At 62.7% G+C, this 17,558-nt stretch carries 14 protein-coding genes; 8 read left to right on the top strand and 6 right to left on the bottom strand.

The genetic code is table 11. From position 1 onward, the window contains the following. Positions 1-6: 6 nt before the first annotated feature. Together EC86_RS0105110 and EC86_RS0105105 are read left to right on the top strand one after the other, a co-directional pair. On the top strand, positions 7-420 hold the full coding sequence (locus tag EC86_RS0105110) for a diacylglycerol kinase (protein ID WP_029524604.1): 414 nt from the start codon (positions 7-9) through the stop codon (positions 418-420). 17 nt (positions 421-437) lie between these two features. Then, a complete protein-coding gene (locus EC86_RS0105105; RefSeq protein WP_029524603.1) occupies positions 438-1,028 on the top strand; it encodes an LOG family protein in 591 nt (196 codons plus the stop codon). A 6-nt stretch (positions 1,029-1,034) separates the two neighbouring features. On the opposite strand, the gene EC86_RS0105100 is transcribed toward EC86_RS0105105, so the two are convergent. Both EC86_RS0105100 and EC86_RS0105095 read right to left on the bottom strand, forming a co-directional pair. After that, entirely contained in the window at positions 1,035-1,373 is a 339-nt protein-coding gene (locus EC86_RS0105100) for a P-II family nitrogen regulator (RefSeq protein WP_029524602.1), read from the bottom strand. A gap of 85 nt (positions 1,374-1,458) precedes the next feature. Continuing rightward, a complete protein-coding gene (locus EC86_RS0105095; protein WP_029524601.1) occupies positions 1,459-3,147 on the bottom strand; it encodes an NAD+ synthase in 1,689 nt (562 codons plus the stop codon). A gap of 38 nt (positions 3,148-3,185) precedes the next feature. Between EC86_RS0105095 and EC86_RS25915 the strand changes: the two genes are divergently transcribed. The 4 genes from EC86_RS25915 (at position 3,186) to EC86_RS0105070 (ending at position 6,814) form a co-directional block, all read left to right on the top strand. Next, a complete protein-coding gene (locus EC86_RS25915) occupies positions 3,186-4,622 on the top strand; it encodes a GNAT family N-acetyltransferase (protein ID WP_036771853.1) in 1,437 nt (478 codons plus the stop codon). Continuing rightward, positions 4,619-4,948, top strand: coding sequence for a hypothetical protein (locus EC86_RS0105080; protein ID WP_029524600.1), 330 nt, complete (start codon positions 4,619-4,621; stop codon positions 4,946-4,948). The genes EC86_RS25915 and EC86_RS0105080 overlap by 4 nt, the downstream gene beginning before the upstream one ends. A gap of 74 nt (positions 4,949-5,022) precedes the next feature. Continuing rightward, entirely contained in the window at positions 5,023-5,823 is an 801-nt protein-coding gene (locus EC86_RS0105075) for a hypothetical protein (protein ID WP_051676114.1), read from the top strand. 133 nt (positions 5,824-5,956) lie between these two features. Beyond that, entirely contained in the window at positions 5,957-6,814 is an 858-nt protein-coding gene (locus EC86_RS0105070; protein WP_198026757.1) for an esterase/lipase family protein, read from the top strand. 42 nt (positions 6,815-6,856) lie between these two features. Here the strand turns inward: EC86_RS0105070 and EC86_RS0105065 are convergent, their stop codons facing one another. The 3 genes from EC86_RS0105065 to ppa all read right to left on the bottom strand — a co-directional run bounded on the left by EC86_RS0105065 (position 6,857) and on the right by ppa (position 12,864). Next, positions 6,857-7,564: a hypothetical protein gene (locus EC86_RS0105065; protein ID WP_029524597.1), complete on the bottom strand. Its 708-nt coding sequence runs from the start codon at positions 7,562-7,564 to the stop codon at positions 6,857-6,859. A gap of 347 nt (positions 7,565-7,911) precedes the next feature. After that, positions 7,912-12,033, bottom strand: coding sequence for a chemotaxis protein CheB (locus tag EC86_RS0105060; protein ID WP_084181163.1), 4,122 nt, complete (start codon positions 12,031-12,033; stop codon positions 7,912-7,914). A gap of 288 nt (positions 12,034-12,321) precedes the next feature. Next, entirely contained in the window at positions 12,322-12,864 is a 543-nt protein-coding gene (gene ppa, locus EC86_RS0105055; RefSeq protein WP_029524595.1) for an inorganic diphosphatase, read from the bottom strand. A gap of 299 nt (positions 12,865-13,163) precedes the next feature. On the opposite strand from ppa, the gene EC86_RS0105050 reads away from it, so the two are divergent. Together EC86_RS0105050 and EC86_RS0105045 are read left to right on the top strand one after the other, a co-directional pair. Then, the gene (locus EC86_RS0105050; RefSeq protein ID WP_029524594.1) at positions 13,164-15,404 is read left to right on the top strand and encodes a sodium-translocating pyrophosphatase; all 2,241 of its coding nucleotides are present in this window, start codon (positions 13,164-13,166) and stop codon (positions 15,402-15,404) included. A gap of 143 nt (positions 15,405-15,547) precedes the next feature. Further along, on the top strand, positions 15,548-16,657 hold the full coding sequence (locus EC86_RS0105045) for a hypothetical protein (RefSeq protein WP_051676113.1): 1,110 nt from the start codon (positions 15,548-15,550) through the stop codon (positions 16,655-16,657). Positions 16,658-16,810: 153 nt separating this feature from the next. Here the strand turns inward: EC86_RS0105045 and EC86_RS0105040 are convergent, their stop codons facing one another. Beyond that, on the bottom strand, positions 16,811-17,515 hold the full coding sequence (locus EC86_RS0105040; protein ID WP_029524592.1) for a GntR family transcriptional regulator: 705 nt from the start codon (positions 17,513-17,515) through the stop codon (positions 16,811-16,813). Positions 17,516-17,558: the final 43 nt, after the last annotated feature.

The following is a 17,558-nucleotide window of genomic DNA, read 5'->3' as shown; positions in this document are numbered from 1 at the left end:
GCGAGAATGATGTTCATGCCTGAACAAGTTCCGTTTTCCTCACCCGCCAATGCCCAGAAAAACCGCCGTGGCCTGAGCCGCATGTGGCATGCGGCCGGCTTCTCCCTGGCCGGCCTGCGCGCCGGGTGGAACGAAACGGCTTTCCGGCAGGAGGCGCTGGCCTCGCTGGTGCTGGTGCCGGCTGCGTTCTGGCTGGGACGCAACTGGATGGAAACAGTCCTGCTGGCAGGAACCGTCATGCTGGTGCTGATTGTCGAATTGCTCAACACCGGCATCGAGGCGGCCATCGACCGCATCGGGCCAGAATGGCATGAACTTTCCAAACGCGCCAAGGACATGGGCAGCGCTGCGGTTCTGCTCAGCCTGCTGCTTTGCGCAGTCACCTGGACGCTGGCGCTGGCCGACAGGCTTGGCGCATGAACCTTGAAACTGGCAGTATGAACAAACCTACTTTTTCCTTGTGCGTATATTGCGGCTCGCGCCCCGGCAACAGCCCCGAATTTGCCGCGCTGGCGCGCGAGGTCGGCAGCTGGATTGGCCGGCATGGCGGCCAGCTGGTATATGGCGGCGGCCACAACGGCCTGATGGGCATCCTGGCCGACGCAGCGCTGGCGGCAGGCGCCCGGGTCATTGGCGTGATTCCGAAGGCGCTGGTCGAAAAGGAATGGGCGCACACCGGCTGCACCGAACTGCATGTCGTGGAAAACATGCATGAGCGCAAGCGCATCATGGCCGAGCATGCCGACGCATTTCTGGCATTGCCCGGCGGCATCGGCACGCTTGAAGAATTCTTTGAGGTCTGGACCTGGCGCCAGCTCGGCTACCACGACAAGCCGGTGGGCCTGCTCAACCTGGGCGGCTTCTACGACAGCCTGCTCACGTTCCTGAATTCAGCGGTCAGCAGCGGCTTCATGAATGAATGGCAGATGGGGCTGATCCGCACCGGCAGCGATGCGGAATTGTTGATGGCCGAACTGGTGCAGGCAGCCGGCACCGCCTTGCCGACGGTGCGGCTGGACCAGATCTGAGCCGGCTTAAATCGCCGCTTCGTCTTCTTCGCCAGTTCGGATGCGCAACACGCGCTCGACACTGGTGACAAAAATCTTGCCGTCGCCGATCTTTCCGGTGCGCGCCGCGCGCACGATGGCTTCGACGCAGCGGTCGACATCGTCAGTCTTGACGACCACTTCGACCTTGACCTTGGGCAGGAAATCGACCACGTATTCGGCGCCGCGATACAGCTCGGTGTGTCCTTTCTGGCGGCCAAAACCCTTGACTTCCGTCACGGTCAAGCCGGTCACGCCGCATTCCGCCAGGGCTTCGCGGACTTCTTCGAGTTTGAAGGGCTTGAGGATGGCGGTAATTTGTTTCACGAAAACTCTCTCTGTGGGTCTGAAAACTGAATGGTAAAGGCTGGCTGCTGTCGGCGATGTAACGATTGTGAATCGCTGCCCGCCGTCAGACGCCGAACTTGCTGGTAATAGGATAACGCCAATCCTTGCCAAAACTCCGGTGGCTCACACGGATGCCGACCGGCGCCTGGCGGCGCTTGTATTCATTGATCCGGATCAGCCGGGCCACGCGCTCGACCACCGCCCGCTCGAAGCCGGCGTCCACGATGGCATCGATGCTCTGGTCGTTTTCCATGTAGCGTTTCAGGATGGCATCGAGCACCTCGTAGGGCGGCAGGCTGTCCTGGTCGGTCTGGTCGGCGCGCAGTTCGGCGCTGGGCGGGCGCGTGATGATGCGCTCCGGGATCGGGCTGCTTCCCGTGCCGTAGGGGTCGTTTTCATTGCGCCACCGGGCCAGACGGAACACCGTGGTTTTCAGCAGGTCCTTGATGACCGCAAAACCGCCGGCCATGTCGCCGTACAGCGTGCAGTAACCGGTGGCCATTTCGCTCTTGTTGCCGGTGGTCAGGACAATCGAGCCAAACTTGTTTGACAGTGCCATCAGGAAAACGCCGCGGATGCGCGCCTGGATGTTTTCCTCGGTGGTGTCCTCGGACAGCCCCTTGAACTCGCCGGCCAGTGAAGCCTTGAAGGCTTCGAATTCGGGAACGATCGAAATCTCGTCGTAACGCACTTTCATGCGCTCGGCCATGTCGCGCGCATCGATCCAGGAAATATCGGCCGTGTAGGGCGACGGCATCATCACCGTGCGCACCTTGCTAGAGCCCAGCGCATCGACCGCAATGGCCAGCACCAGCGCCGAATCAATGCCGCCCGACAGGCCCAGAATGGCGCCGGGAAAGCCGTTCTTGCCCAGGTAGTCGCGCACGCCCAGCACCAGCGCATCCCACAGGTCGGCATCAAGGCTGCGCAAGGGCACGCTGTCCGCTACCAGTTCAATAGCGCCCTGCGCCCGTCCCGCCTGCGCAAAGAACAGATTTTCCTTGAAACTCTCGGCCCGGCCGGCAAGCAGCCCATCGGCCTGCAGGGCAAACGAATGCCCCTCGAAAACGATTTCGTCCTGGCCGCCGACCAGGTGCGCATAGACCAGCGGCAGGCCGGTCGCCAGGCAGCGTTCGCGCATCATCAGCTCGCGCTCGCTGCCCTTGCCGACGTGAAACGGCGAGGCATTGATGACCACCAGCAGCTCGGCGCCGGCCTGCCTGGCCAGCCGTGCGGGCTCCTCGAACCAGGCGTCCTCGCAGATCAGCAGGCCGATGCTGACCGCATCAATGCCTTCGCCGGCCTGGAACACGCAGGTGCCTTGTCCGGGCGTGAAATAGCGGCGCTCGTCGAACACCTGGTAGTTGGGCAGTTCGCGCTTGGCGTAGCTTTCGATGATGCGGCCTTCGCGCAGCACCCGGGCGGCATTGTGGCGCTGCTGCACTTCCACGCTGCGGGTGCGCAGACCCAGGCCGCTGTCGCCGTGCGTCGGCGTGCCGACCACGACGCTCAGGCCTTTTAACCCGGCCAGCTCACGGGCCACCAGATTCACGGCATCATCACAGGCCTGGATGAACGAGGTGCGCAGGAACAGGTCTTCGGCCGCGTAGCCGCAGATCGCCATTTCCGGCGTCAGCACCAGCCGGGCGCCCTGCTGGTAGGCGGTGCGGGCGGCGGCGATGATTTTTTGCGCATTGCCGGTCATGTCGCCGACGCAGTAGTTCAATTGGGCAACGCAGATTTTGAGTGACATGTGAAAAATCGAACCCTGAAAAAAACGCCAAGAAACAAGTGAAAAACAAGTCAAACGATTATGTCATCCGCATCCTGGATTCGCCGCTGGCCGTGAATGCCGGCCAGTGGAATGCCCTGCTGGCCGCGCAAGACCCGGACGCCACCGTAAACCCCTTCATGCGCCACGAGTACCTGGCCGCGCTGCACGCCAGCGGCAGCGCCACGCCAAAGACCGGCTGGACGCCGCGCTTCGTCACCCTCTGGAACGGCGACACGCTGGCCGGGGCTTGCCCGCTGTACCTCAAGGCGCATTCCTACGGCGAGTACGTCTTTGACTGGGCCTGGGCCAACGCCTATGCGCAAAACGGCCTGGACTACTACCCCAAGGCGCTGGTCGCCGTGCCTTTCACGCCCGTGCCCGGCGCGCGACTGCTGGCGCGCAATGCGGCCGAGCGTTCGCTGCTGATGCAGGCGCTCGTGGCCTGGTGCGACGAGGAAAAACTGTCTTCATTGCACCTGCTGTTTGCCGCCGATGAGGACGTGGCTGCCTGCGAGGAAGCCGGCCTGATGCTGCGCCACACCGTGCAGTTTCACTGGACAAATAGTGCCCCCACGCTCCCCGCTGCGCGTGGTTCGCTGCCCCCCGGGGGGGCCGCTGCGCCTGCGGCCCGGCAAAGCCGGTTCCGCGGCCCTGACGCGCAGGGAACTGCCGCCTCCACGCCTGTCGCTGCGCGTACTGCGCTGCCTCTTGATAGGACTGGCTTGTTCAAGGACTTCGACGACTTCCTGATGACACTGAGCCAGGAAAAGCGCAAGAAAATCCGCCAGGAACGCCGCAAGGTGCGGGACGCCGGCATCTCCTTTCGCTGGTCGCTGGGACCGCAGATTTCAAGCGCCGACTGGGATTTTTTCTTCCGCTGCTATGAGCGCACCTACCTGGAGCACGGCAATGCCCCTTACCTGAGCCGCGACTTCTTTCATCGCATGGAAAGCACCATGCCGGAGAACTGGCTGCTGTTCGTGGCCGAGCATGAGGGAACCGCCATTGCTAGCAGTTTGATAGCTGTCAGCGCACGTCCTGATTGCGCAAATGGCCATATTGATGCCGAAAATCATCCTGCGCAGCCAGAAAGCTCAGCGAATCCGCCATTCCAGGGCCTGACAGCTTATGGGCGCTACTGGGGCGCGCTGGCGCGGGTGGACTGCCTGCATTTCGAGGCGTGCTATTACCAGCCCATCGAATGGTGCATTGCGCATGGCTTCCAAAGTTTTGAAGGCGGCGCCCAGGGCGAGCACAAGATGGCCAGAGCCCTGCTGCCGGTCAAGACCACCAGCGCGCACTGGCTCGCGCACCCTTCCTTTGCCGACGCAGTCGAGCGTTTCCTGGAGCGCGAAGGCGCGGGCATCGACAACTACCTTGAAGACCTGGAGCGGCGCAGCCCCTTCAAGGCGCCCGCCCTTCAACCCACAACACACCCGACAATCCCCTCATGAGCGAAAAGACTGCCCCCTACACCGTCAAGATGGTTGACGCCACCGGCCTGAGCGCCGCCGAGCGCAGCGCCGCCGAACTGCGGTTTCGCATGGCGCTGGAAGCCGGCGTCGGCGGCCGCGACCTGGTCGTGCCGACACTGCAGGCCTGCATGCTGGCGCGGTCGCTCACCAGCCAGCTGGCGCCCGAGGAACTGGCCGATGCCGACCATGCTGCCGAACGCGAAGTGATCGCGCTCTGGGAAAATGCCGAGGACCGGGCCATCATGACCGCGCTGAAGCCGCTGAACCGCGACACGGGCGACGCACGGTTTGAAATCAGCCTCTGAACACCGAAGCTTCGATGCTTCTTTATTGATAGCTGCTGATGCCCGCGCTGATTGCGCAAAAGGCTTTTTTGACCATGAATCTCCCGTCCAGCCCCGATCACGCTTCACCATCCCTGGCCGAGCCGCTTGCCGCCACGGCGATGGCACCCGCCATCGCGCTCGGCCGCACCCACGCCCGGCGGTTGCGCGAGATTTACCGCTCGGCCGGCTGGCCCTGCCAGGACATGGTCGAGGTCGAACTGCTGGCCGGTGGCATGCTGGAGCGCGTCGCCAGCGCGGCGGGCCACCAAACCCTGCGCGTGAGCGATGCGGGCATTGCCTGGCTGGCGGCGACGCTGGCGGTCAACCGGGCGGCGCTGTCGGCGCATGAAGCGCTGGTGGAACGCGTGGCCTGCGAAATGGTGCGCGCCGGCCGCATCGCCTGGCGCGCCCTGAGCCTGCGCGCGCAATTGCCACCGGCCACGGAAGGCGAAAAGGCCCGGTGGTGCATGGTGCGGCCCGACGTGTTTTCGATCCGCAACACCACGGTCGAGACTTATGTGGACCCCATCGTCCACGAGATCAAGGTCAAGCGCTCCGACCTGCTCGGCGACCTGCGCCGGCTTGAGAAGCGCAGCGCCTACCTCGACCTGGGCGGCGAATGCTGGTATGTGCTGGGCTGCGACGCCAAAGGCCGGCCGATAGGCGCGGCCGATGAGATTCCCGCCGAATGCGGCGTGATGCAGCTTGAAAACGGCCGCCTGGCGGTGGCCCGGGCGGCGCCCCGGCGCTCACGGCAAAACCTGCCGCTGGGCGTGTGGATGGCACTGGCCAAGGCGACGCCGGTTGCCGGCCTGAACGATGGCGTTCAGGGCCTGCTCGGCGAATGCGGCTAGCCGGGCGGCAAACCCGCAGGCGCTGAAGGCAGCGGCCCGGTTAGAGGGCTCCCCCCTGTTCAATCGCGCCGGCCAAACCGATACTGTGTGGATTTGTGCTCCACGCGGCAACCTTTCCAGACCTTTCCACGCCATGGCAAAACCATTCAATCCGCCGCCTGCGCAAAGCCGGCCCGCCCGGCCTGCCAAAGCGCCCTTTTCAGAGCCCGAGGCAGCGCTGCATGACGTGCCACCCAGTGCCTGGTTGCTGGCACTTGAAGTGCGCGCCATTTGGGAATTCAGCGCGCTGCTCCCGGCCTGGCCGCTGCTCAATCGCGCCCCCAGGGGCGACAGCCATCCGGTGGTGGTGTTTCCCGGGCTCACGGCCAATGACATCTCGACCGCGCCGCTGCGCCGCTACCTTCAGCTGCTCAACCATTCGGCCTGCGGCTGGGACCAGGGATTCAATTTCGGCCCGCGCCCTGGCGTCATGGATGAAGCCCGGGACCAGCTGGTGCGCACGTTTGAAAGCACCGGCCGCAAGGTCAGCCTGCTGGGCTGGAGCCTGGGCGGCATTTATGCGCGCGAACTGGCCAAGGAAGTGCCGCAGATGGTGCGCGGCGTCATCACGCTGGGAACGCCGTTTGCGGGTTCGCACAAATCGACCAACGCCTGGCGGCTGTACGAGCTGGCCAGCGGCCGCAGCATCGAGCGGGAAAGCGAAAGCTACAACCTGCCAAAGGCGCCGCCCGTGCCGACCACCAGCATTTATTCGCGCACCGACGGCGTGGTCGCCTGGCAGGGCAGCGTCCAGTCGCCGGGAAGCGAAAACCCGCAGACTGAAAACATCGAAGTCCTGGCCAGCCATGTCGGACTCGGTTTCAACCCCAGCGCCTGGTGGGCGATTGCCGACCGGCTGGCCCAGCCCGAGGGGCAATGGACGCCTTTCATGCGTGAAACGCGCGGCCGCATCCAGGGCCTGATCTACCCCTACCCGTCCCGGCCTGGCTGATTCGGTGTTCAGCCAGGAACAAGCCGCCGTTGTTGCAGGGCTTTAATCCACGCGCGCCGGCTCGACGGCAAAGCGCAAGGTGACCTGGCGGCCTTGCCGGGACAGGTCGACATGCTCTGCCAGCGCCAGCGCCTGCACATCGGCCCACACCAGTTTTCGGTAGCCATCGTCATAACGGTCCAGCTGGCCCTCGCCAATCGGCTCGGCCTGCAGCGTAAGCGTGACTGCCGCCGGGCTGGCCTGGGCCTGGATCGTCACCGTGGCGGGCTCGTCCATGGCGTCGGTCAACGCAAACAAGGCAGCGCCCAGCACCATGCGCAGAGGATCGCGCAGAACCTGGGCCGACAGTTCCTCGACCTCGTTGACCAGGCGAAAACCACAAAAATGCAGCATGGTGGCCATCAGGCCGACGCACTCCCGCACGCCGGACTCGACATCGGTCACGACGCCCGGCTCGGGTGCCAGCCAGGTGCCCATGTCCATGCATTCGTCAAGCGCGGCCTTGGCGAATTCATTGATCTTGTCGGCCTCATCGCGCACCGACCGCAAATCGGGCTGGGCGGCTGAAAGCTTGTGGTGCATGACGCCGTAGATCAGCCCGATGGGCTGCAGCGGCCGAACCATGTGGTGCCGCAAGGCAGGCGCCAGCCGCCTGAGGACCGCATAGCGCGCTGCCTCGATCTGCTGGGCGGAGACCTCGGCGGGCAAGGCGGACGCCATTGAGGCTTGAGGGGTTTCCTGGATGGTCATATTTGCTGCTCTTCACGAGAAATGGGTTGGCTTTCTTGTGTAATTCCGTTTCCAGATCAATCCGGGATTAGGCGCGAAGCCGCAAACAGTGCTGTAGCACGGCAAGGCGAAGCAACGACATATCGGTTTGATCTGGAAATGGAATAACGTCCTGTTGACGTGTGTACCCAAGGCATGGTGTTGAAAGCAGGGGGCTAGCGGGGCAAGTTTCCTGAAAAATCTGCTGGACTGTTTGTATCAAAACAAACTACGCCCCGGCCCGTTGAAGCCAGGGAATTTGTAACCAGCAGCTACGCATTCCGTGCTTTTACAACCAGCGGTTGAGCAGCCAGGCCGGGCGGCAAGCATCACACCTGGCTGCTGGGAACCAGCTGCGCAATGCTCTGGCAGATATGCGCGACCGTGGCAGGTTTTGACAGGTGGGCATTGAAGCCGCTCTGCAAGGCCCGCACGGTGTCCACCTGCCGGCCATAGCCGCTGAGCGCAATCGCCTTGAGGTTGCGCCAGTCGGGGCGCTTGCGTATCTTGCGGATCAGCTCGTAGCCGTCCATGTAGGGCATGCCCAGGTCCGAGATCAGCAGGTCGTAGCTGTTTTTCTCCAGCATTTCCAGCGCCTGCTGGCCGCTGGTGGCCATGTCCACCTCGGCCCCCTCCAGGCGCAGCAGCGCCGAGAAAGGCTCCAGCAGGTCGATCATGTCATCGACCGCCAGAATCCTCAGCCCCTTGAGGTTTCCGACCGGCATGCCAGGTTTTTTATCCTGCACCCTGGTTTGCGCCAGCGGCAGCCAGATGGTGAAGCAGGTGCCCTTGCCGATGCCCTCCGAATCGGCCAGCACCCTGCCGCCCTGGGCCACGGTCAGGTCGCGCACCAGCGTCAGGCCCACGCCCAGGCCGGTGTTGGTGTTGTAGATTTTTTGATCGGGCGCCTGGACAAACATGCCGAAGATGTGCGGCAGGAACGCCGTGTCGATGCCCTGGCCGGTGTCGATCACGCTGACGGTGGAAAAGGTCCCGTCGCGTCCAAGCCGCACTGTGATGGTTCCCCCATCGGGCGTGAACTTGATGGCGTTGTTGATCAGGTTCCACAGGACCTGCTCGGTGCGGACGCGGTCGCACAGGGCCACGAGTTCCTTCTCGCTGCATTCGTAGTTCAGCGTCAGGTTTTTCTTGCTGGCGGCCTCGCGCGCGGCAGCTGCAATCGATGTGGCCATTTCAGCCAGGTCGACCGGCGCCAGCCGCAGCGTCAGCTTGCCGGTACGCGCGCGCGACAGGTCCAGCAGGTCGTCGATGATCTTGGTCTGGCTGACCACGGCGCTGCGAATGGTTTCGCCGGCCCGCGCCACCTCGGGAAGCGCGCGCACCTCGGGATGGCTCAGCAGCAATTCGGTGTTGACCTGGATCAGGTTCAGCGGGTGCTTGAGTTCATGCGACATCACGGCCAGAAACTGGTCCTTGAGTTCGTTGGCCTGCTTTTCCATGGCCAGCAACTCGTCGCGGCTCACCTGCTGCGATCGGCTTTCGGTCATGTCCCGGGCAATCTTGGCATAGCCACCGGCCTTGCCTTCCAGCCGGGTGACCGCGCCGCTGCAAAAAAAGGTGCTGCCGTCCTTGCGCAGGTGCCAGCGCTCGTCCACGCTGCGGCCTTCCTCGCGCGCGCCACGCAGCTCTTCTTCAGGCGCCCCGGAGGCGCGGTCTTCGGGGGTGAAGATGGCGTAAAACGGCTGACCCACGATCTCTTGCGGCGCATAGCCAAAAATCCGCTGGGCACCGACGTTCCAGCTGGTGATGGTGCCCTCCTCATCAATGGTCAAAATCGCATAGTCCTTGGTGGTTTCAGCGGCAATGCGAAGCCGTTCCTCGCCGGCGCGCAGTTTTTCCTGGGCCTTGCGCAATTCGGTGACATCGACAAACGTCAGCACCACGCCATCGATGTGGTCGTCGGTCGTGCGGTAGGGACGAAGGCGGGCCAGGTAGTGTGTGCCGTCGCTGCTGCTGACAGGGTGCTCGATCGGGTTCAGCGTCTTGAGCATTCCGGCAGCATCGTCCGCCAGCGATTGATAGTCGAGCTTGTGGGTGATGTCCATCAAGGGCCGGTCGATGTCGGACTCGATGAGGTTGAAGATGCGGGTGGCCTGCGGGGTAAAGCGCTTGATGTACAGGCTCCGGTCAACGAATATCGTGGCAATGTCCGTCGATGCGATCAGGTTTTGCAGGTCGTCGTTCATCATGCTGGTCTCATCGACCTTGACCTTCAATTCAAAGTTGACGGTGGTCAGCTCTTCGTTGATCGACTGCAGTTCTTCCTTGCTGGTTTCCAGCTCCTCGGTGGCCGAGCGGAGTTCCTCATTGACGGCCTGCTGCTCTTCATTAGATGCCTTGAGTTCTTCGGTCGATATCTCCGTCTGTTCGATGATTTCCCGCAAATCTTCCTTGAGCTGCCTGATTTCGATTTCCATCTGGTTGATCAGCAGCTGGTGCGCCTGACCGACACTTTCGGCCACCGGACCAAGCAGTTTTTCAGGCACCTCCTCGAACATCACCAGCGAGAGCGCCGATTCGCTTCCCGCTTCCCCGAAGAAACGAACCGTCATTTCCACCATGCTCTTGCTGTCACCGCGCCGGACAGCAATGGCATGGGTCTTGACCTGCTTGCCCGTATGCGTTGCCTGGTAGAGTGCCGTGCGCAATTCGGTGCGCAATTCGGACTGCATGTTGTCCAGCAGGTTGACGGAAGGCGTGCCGCTGCCTGGCAGCAAGAATTTGCCGACATTCTCGGACAGGTGCAGGATGTTTTGGTTGCCGTCGATCAACACGCTGGGCAGGACGACCTGGTCAATCAGCTTGTGGTGCAGTTCCGCGAACGAAGCCGGCTTGGGCGCACGCCGGTCGGGCCCGCGCGGGTTGAACACCAGGCGATCGCTGGGCGGGTCCTTGGCGAGCAGCAGATGGCGGATGGAACTGCCATTCGGGTTGGCCTTGAAGAAGCGGCTCTTTTTGTCAAACACGGTGAAAAGCTTGTGCGCTGCCTCGACCGACTCCGAACTGCCCAAAAACAGGAATCCTTCAGGCTTGAGCGCAAAGCGAAAGGTTCCCAGGACATTGGACTGGGCCGACTTGTCCAGGTAGATCAGCAGGTTGCGGCAGCAAATCAGGTCGATGCGGGAAAAAGGCGGATCGCGCAGCACATTGTGGTTGGCGAACAGAACCTTTTCACGCAGCTGCTTGACCACCCTGAACTGCTCTTTTTCCTGGGTGAAAAACCTCTTCAGCCTGGCAGGCGACACATCGGTGGCGATGGATGCCGGATACAGTGCGTTGCGGCCGAAGTTGACCGCGCGCTCATCGATGTCGGTGGCAAAAATCTGCAGATCGGACGTGCAGTGGTGCAGCTCCATCTGTTCCCTGAGCAAGATGGCCACCGAATAGGCTTCTTCCCCCGTGGCGCAGCCCGCCACCCAGACCCGCACCGGCTCGTCCGGTGACCGATGGGCCAGCAGGACAGGCAGCACATCGCGTTCAAGCGCCTCGAAAGCAGCCGGGTCGCGAAAGAAATTCGTGACACTGATCAGCATGTCCTGAAGCAGCAGCTTGACCTCTTCAGGATGCACGCGCAGGAAATCCCGATAGGCCGGCAGGTCCGGCACGCCATTGACCTGGAGCCGGCGCTCGATGCGGCGCAGGACGGTGGCCCGCTTGTACTGCCGAAAATCATTCCTGGAGTGGATGCGCAGCGCCGACATGATGTCGCGCAGGGCATCCTCGGCAAGCAGCACCGCCTCATCGCTGTCGGGAACCTTGACCCGTAGCGACGAGCCGTTTTTCTGGGGCAGGCTGATGCGGGAGGCATTGGCCCAGAGTTCCTTCAGTCGCTTCGGCATCTCGGCCGCCGTCGCGATGAAATCGACCATGCCGGTGGCGATAGCGGCTTTGGGCATGCTGTCATATTCGGCATCTGCAGGTTGCTGCACGAAAGTCACGCCGCCCTCCTCCTTGACCCGCGCCAGCCCGGCGGCGCCGTCGTTGCCGGTACCGGACATCACGACGGCAATCGCCCTTTCCTGGTGAACCTGGGCCAAAGTGCGGAAGAACAGGTCGATGGCCAGGTGCGCGCCCCGGACACGCGAATGGCTGGACAGTTGCAGGTGCCCGTCGTTCATTTCGAGGTCGTGCGTGGGCGGTATCACGTACACATGGTTGGCTTCGATGGCGGTCAACTCGTTGACCTGGACCACCGGCATGCTGGCCACCCGCTGAAGTATTTCAGCCACATTGCTTTCATGCTCGGGTGACAGATGAAGAATGACAACAAAGGCCATGCCATTGGCAGCGGGCATCTGCTCGAAAAAGTGCATCAGGGCCTGCAGGCCGCCGGCCGATGCACCGATGCCCACCACGGGAAAATTGAGCGTGCTTTTGGTCAAGGCGTCGATGTTTTCAGGGTCCGGGGAAGCGTCACGCGGGTCTGCCATGCTGATGAACCAGTCTGGATAAATGGAATTTGATAATACCGTCGGATGCTGACATAAAAGCGTTTCAGGCTGGTGCCGCATCACATGCGAAATTATTTGTCCGGGCCGGCAAAAATGGCCAGACCCCGGACGCTGTCACTCCTGCCAACAGGCAAAAAGCGCCTCCAGACTGAACTGGAGGCGCTTTTGCGTGCAACAGCGATTTTATTGAATACTATTATTTTTATAGCAAACTATGCACATGGGACATGCGCAAAGCACATAAAAATTTTGAATCAATGGAAAAAATCACTTGCCCTGCTGTTCCTTGGCGTAGTTGGCGATGCCGTCGGCGATTTCCTGCTTCGCGGCGTCAGGGCCTTCCCAGCCTGCAATCTTGACCCATTTGCCTTCTTCCAGGTCCTTGTAGTGCTCGAAGAAATGGGCAATGGTTTTCAGGCGCAGCGGGTTCATGTCCTCGGGCTTTTGCCAGTGGCTGTAGAGCGAGCATTTCTTGTCGATGGGCACGGCCAGCACCTTGCCGTCTTCGCCGGCTTCGTCGGTCATCTTCAGGATGCCGATCACGCGACAGGTCACCACCACGCCGGAAATCAGCGGCACCGGCGTGATCACCAGCACATCGACCGGGTCGCCGTCGCCGCTCAAAGTCTGGGGCACATAGCCATAGTTGCAGGGGTAGTGCATCGCGGTGCTCATGAAGCGGTCGACGAAAATCGCACCGGACTCCTTGTCCACCTCGTACTTCACCGGGTCGGAATTCATCGGGATTTCGATGATCACGTTGAACGAGTCTGGAGCGTTTTTGCCGGGTGTAACTTTATCTAGGGACATGGTCGCTTTGAAGTTGATGAAAACAATGAAGAAAAGAAACGGATGCCGTGCCGTTTCTGACGGATTGCCGGCAACGGGCTGAAGGCGCGGGCGCTGTCAGCCGCATCGACCGGGCGGTTTTGCCTTTCATTTTACTGAAGGCCACCTTACGGGTTGCCAACGGCGCCTGTTTTCGCGTTTAATTTCCCTGAGTTGGCCAATCGTCCGATCGCCTTGCACGCGAGCCACGAGGAAGCAACGCAGCGGGGGTCCGCTTGCGTGGCACCCATCAAGGCAAAAAAATAACGTCGGAGGTATTTATGACTGGTCACTCAGCAGCGCTCATTCTTGCGCTGGTTTGCGGGCTCATTGCCGTGGGATACGGCTTCTGGGCGCGCAGCTGGATTCTTTCCCAGGACGCGGGCAACGCGCGAATGCAGGAAATATCGGCCGCCATCCAGACCGGCGCGGCCGCCTACCTGGCCCGGCAGTACACCACGATTGCCATCGTCGGCGTGATTTTGGCGGTGCTGATCGGTGTTTTCCTTGACGGCAAAACCGCCGTGGGCTTCGTGATCGGCGCGGTGCTGTCGGGCGCCTGCGGCTTTATCGGCATGAACGTCTCGGTGCGCGCCAATGTGCGGACAGCGCAGGCGGCCACGCGCGGCATTGGCCCGGCGCTGGACGTGGCGTTTCGCGGCGGCGCCATCACCGGCATGCTGGTGGTGGGGCTGGGCCTGCTGGGCGTCACCGGCTTTTTCTGGTTCTTGGTTGGCAACGGCAACTACACGCCGACCGCCAAACTGGCGGACCTGCTCAATCCGCTGATCGGCTTTGCCTTTGGCTCGTCGCTGATCTCGATCTTTGCGCGGCTGGGCGGCGGCATCTTCACCAAGGGTGCCGACGTGGGCGCCGACCTGGTCGGCAAGGTCGAGGCCGGCATTCCCGAGGACGACCCGCGCAACCCGGCGGTGATTGCCGATAACGTGGGCGACAACGTCGGCGACTGCGCCGGCATGGCGGCCGATTTGTTCGAAACCTATGCCGTGACGCTGATCGCCACCATGGTGCTGGGCGCACTGCTGGTGGCCAGCGCCCCCATGAATGCGGTGCTGTATCCGCTGGCGCTGGGCGCCGTGTCGATCATTGCGTCGATCATCGGCTGCTTTTTCGTCAAGGCCTCGCCCGGCATGACCAATGTGATGCCGGCGTTGTACAAGGGCCTGGCCGTGGCCGGCGTACTTTCCCTGGTGGCGTTCTACGCCGTCACCACCTGGCTGATGCCCGACAACGCCATTTACGCCAGCGGCAGCCAGATGAAGCTGTTCGGCGCCTGCGCCGTCGGCCTGGTGCTGACGGCCGCGCTGGTCTGGGTGACCGAGTACTACACCGGCACGCAGTACGCGCCGGTCCGACACATCGCGCAGGCCTCGACCACCGGCCACGGTACCAACATCATTGCCGGACTGGGCGTGTCGATGCGCTCGACCGCTTGGCCGGTGATCTTTGTCTGCATCGCCATTCTGGTGTCGTACCGCCTGGCCGGGCTGTACGGCATTGCGATTGCCGCGACGTCCATGCTCAGCATGGCGGGCATCGTCGTGGCGCTGGACGCCTATGGCCCGATCACCGACAACGCCGGCGGCATTGCCGAAATGGCCGACATGCCGCCCGAAGTGCGCGCCGTGACCGATCCGCTCGACGCCGTGGGCAACACCACCAAGGCGGTGACCAAAGGCTACGCGATTGGCTCTGCCGGCCTGGCCGCGCTGGTGCTGTTCGCCGACTACACGCACAAGCTGGAAAGCTACGGCCGCGCCATCAGCTTCGATTTGAGCGACCCGATGGTCATCGTCGGCCTGTTCATCGGCGGCTTGATTCCCTACCTGTTCGGCGCCATGGCGATGGAGGCCGTGGGCCGCGCCGCAGGGGCCGTGGTGGTCGAGGTGCGGCGCCAGTTCAAGGAAATTCCCGGCATCATGGAAGGAACGGCCAAGCCCGAATACGGCCGCGCGGTGGACATGCTGACGACGGCGGCGATCAAGGAAATGATCATTCCCAGCCTGCTGCCCGTGGTGGTGCCGATCCTGGTCGGCCTGCTGCTCGGCCCCAAGGCGCTGGGCGGCCTGCTGATGGGCACCATCGTCACCGGCCTGTTCGTCGCCATTTCGATGTGTACCGGCGGCGGCGCCTGGGACAACGCCAAGAAGTACATCGAGGACGGCCACCACGGCGGCAAGGGAAGCGAGTCGCACAAGGCCGCCGTCACGGGCGACACCGTGGGCGACCCCTACAAGGACACGGCCGGCCCGGCCATCAACCCCTTGATCAAGATCATCAACATCGTGGCGTTGCTGATCGTTCCGCTGGTGATGAAATTCCACGGCGGCGAGGTGCAGGCCGCGCCGCTCGCGCCCGTCGTGGCGCCCACGGTCATCAGCACGCCCGCCAGCGTGCCGACCACGCCGGTCATGCCCGCACCAGCGCCAGCCCAGGCGCCGGAAGCCGCGGCCATCCAGACGCCTTCGGCCAGCGCACCGGCGCCGGCCGCTTCCCAATAAGGCTGCGTCACGGCAGACCGATTGGTCAAACGGCCGCTAGCCCGACCCGCTTCGGCGGGTTTTTTCATGGCCGGCAAGCATTGCGATTGAATGCCAAAAAATCAGCAATTGCGATTTTTACGGCAATCAACAACAATGGATTCATGAAAACCTTCGATGACCTTGAAGTCCGGCGGCCCGCACTGGCGCAGGCTTATCTGGCGCTGCTAGGCGCCCAGCCCGGCCGGCCGCTGGCGCTGTTTGCGCCCCGGCGCGTCGGCAAAACCTTCTTTCTGGACCACGACCTGGCGCCGCAAGCGCACAAGGCCGGCATGCTGCCGGTCTATGCCGACCTGTGGCTGCACAAGACGGCCCCGCTGGAAGCGGTGAACCACGCGCTTGAAGAGGCTTTGGACGATGCGCGGGTGCCGGCCAGTTCCATCGGCAAGCTGGCCAAAACCCCGGTGAAAAAGATAGGCGTCCTCGGCGCCAGCATCGACCTGGGGGATGAACCGCAGCGCCGCGCCTTGCCGGAGCAGTCCGCCCTGCGGCTCGATGCGCTGGTCACGCGCCTGGCCGGCCAGCACAAAGGCCAGGTCCTGCTGATGCTCGACGAGGTGCAAACCCTGGGCGAGGCGCAGGGCGGCGTATCGCTGATCGCGTCCTTGCGGGCCGTGCTGCACAAGCGCCGGGCAGAGGTCTGCGCTGTCTTCACCGGCTCGTCGCAGGAAGGGCTGTCCCGGCTCATGAACACCGCTGGCGCGCCGATGTACCAGTTTGCGCAGATCATCGACTTTCCCTTTCTGGGCGATGAATTCCTGCAAATGCTGGCAGTGCATTTCGCCGCCGTGCATCCGGGCAAGACGCTGGCGATGGACGGGCTGCGCAGCGGATTCGAAAAAATCGGCTGCAAGCCGGCGCTGATGCGCGATGTGGTGAAGGCGATGTCGGCCGAAGGCCTGACCGATGTCCAGCGCGGCATCGACAACTACATGGCCAGCGACCACCAGGTGGCAATCTGGCGGGCACTGCTCAATTCGGTCGATGCGTTTGACCAGGGCGTGCTGGCGGTGATTGCCAGGGATCAGGCGCCGCTGAGCCAGTCCACGCTGCAGGCGCTGGCGGCAATCCCCGGCGCGAAGCCGACGATCTCCAAGGTCAGGTCGTCCATCGAAAAGCTCAAACGCAGTGGCCTGCTGTCAAAAAACGCAGGCGGTACGACGATTGACGATCCGCTGTTTGCCGAATACCTGCGGCAACGGGGCGCGCTCTGATGCCATGCTGAACCACAACACCTGTCAGTTTTTGCTACTTAATTTATAGCTGCTTGCGCTTACCGGTTATGCGCAAATAGGTTATTTAATACAAAAATTCGCTTGCATGTCAAAACGAAAGGGCCAGGCGCCATCCAGCGCTGATGACGCAGGCTAAACGATCCACTCCGGAAAACGCCGCTTGATGTCATCGACAAAGGCCAATGTTCCGGACAGGTGCTGGCGCAAGGCCTGCTCTGCGGCCGGAGCGTCCTTGCGAGCGACGGCGTCAAGGATGGCGCGGTGGTCGCGCACGATGGACTGGGGCTTGCCTTCGTCGGGCAGGTTCAGGCGACGCAGGCGGTCGATATGGCCGCTTTGCTTTTGCACCAGGCTCCACAGCGGCCGGACCTTCGCGGCTTCGTACATTTCCTGGTGAAAGGCCTGGTCAGCCAGGGCGAGCCTGGCCACATCGAGCGGCTGAAGCGCCGCCTCCTGCACCGCCAGGTTTGCATGCAGGCGCCGCACCAGTTCGCCATGTTCCGGGTCCGGCAAGCCGCACAACACCTGCAGTATTTCAAGTTCGATCGAACGCCGCAGGAAATGCGACTGCAGCGCCGCCGACAGGTCGATGCGGCTGACCACCGTGGCATGTTGTGGAAAAATATCCACCAGCTGCTCTTCGCCCAGCCGCAGCAGGGCATCGCGAATCGGCGTCTGGCTGATGCCGAAATGGTCTGCCAGCTCGGCGCGCTGCAACACCGTCCCGGGTTCCAGCTGGAACGACACGATCAGCGCACGCAAAGCCTCGAACACCTGGGGTGCCGACTGGCGGGTGCGGTCCAGTTTGAGCGGGGCAACTTTCGCTAGGGCATTCATGCGGTCTTTATGGTGAAGGGGTCGTGCCTAGGGTAAATCATAG

Origin of the sequence: Polaromonas glacialis (assembly GCF_000709345.1) — a bacterium.
In the GTDB taxonomy this organism is placed as follows: Bacteria; Pseudomonadota; Gammaproteobacteria; order Burkholderiales; family Burkholderiaceae_C; genus Polaromonas; species Polaromonas glacialis.
Note: the sequence above shows the minus strand (reverse complement) of the source record. Positions and strands in the feature narration are given on the sequence as shown.

Excerpts from the sequence above, each read along its gene's own strand:
- EC86_RS0105110 (WP_029524604.1), top strand. The coding sequence starts at position 7 with ATGATGTTCATGCCTGAACAAGTTCCGTTTTCCTCACCCGCCAATGCC.
- EC86_RS0105105 (WP_029524603.1), top strand. The coding sequence starts at position 438 with ATGAACAAACCTACTTTTTCCTTGTGCGTATATTGCGGCTCGCGCCCC.
- EC86_RS0105095 (WP_029524601.1), bottom strand. The coding sequence starts at position 3,147 with ATGTCACTCAAAATCTGCGTTGCCCAATTGAACTACTGCGTCGGCGAC.
- EC86_RS0105080 (WP_029524600.1), top strand. The coding sequence starts at position 4,619 with ATGAGCGAAAAGACTGCCCCCTACACCGTCAAGATGGTTGACGCCACC.
- EC86_RS0105075 (WP_051676114.1), top strand. The coding sequence starts at position 5,023 with ATGAATCTCCCGTCCAGCCCCGATCACGCTTCACCATCCCTGGCCGAG.
- EC86_RS0105070 (WP_198026757.1), top strand. The coding sequence starts at position 5,957 with ATGGCAAAACCATTCAATCCGCCGCCTGCGCAAAGCCGGCCCGCCCGG.
- EC86_RS0105065 (WP_029524597.1), bottom strand. The coding sequence starts at position 7,564 with ATGACCATCCAGGAAACCCCTCAAGCCTCAATGGCGTCCGCCTTGCCC.
- EC86_RS0105060 (WP_084181163.1), bottom strand. The coding sequence starts at position 12,033 with ATGGCAGACCCGCGTGACGCTTCCCCGGACCCTGAAAACATCGACGCC.
- ppa (WP_029524595.1), bottom strand. The coding sequence starts at position 12,864 with ATGTCCCTAGATAAAGTTACACCCGGCAAAAACGCTCCAGACTCGTTC.
- EC86_RS0105050 (WP_029524594.1), top strand. The coding sequence starts at position 13,164 with ATGACTGGTCACTCAGCAGCGCTCATTCTTGCGCTGGTTTGCGGGCTC.
- EC86_RS0105045 (WP_051676113.1), top strand. The coding sequence starts at position 15,548 with ATGAAAACCTTCGATGACCTTGAAGTCCGGCGGCCCGCACTGGCGCAG.
- EC86_RS0105040 (WP_029524592.1), bottom strand. The coding sequence starts at position 17,515 with ATGAATGCCCTAGCGAAAGTTGCCCCGCTCAAACTGGACCGCACCCGC.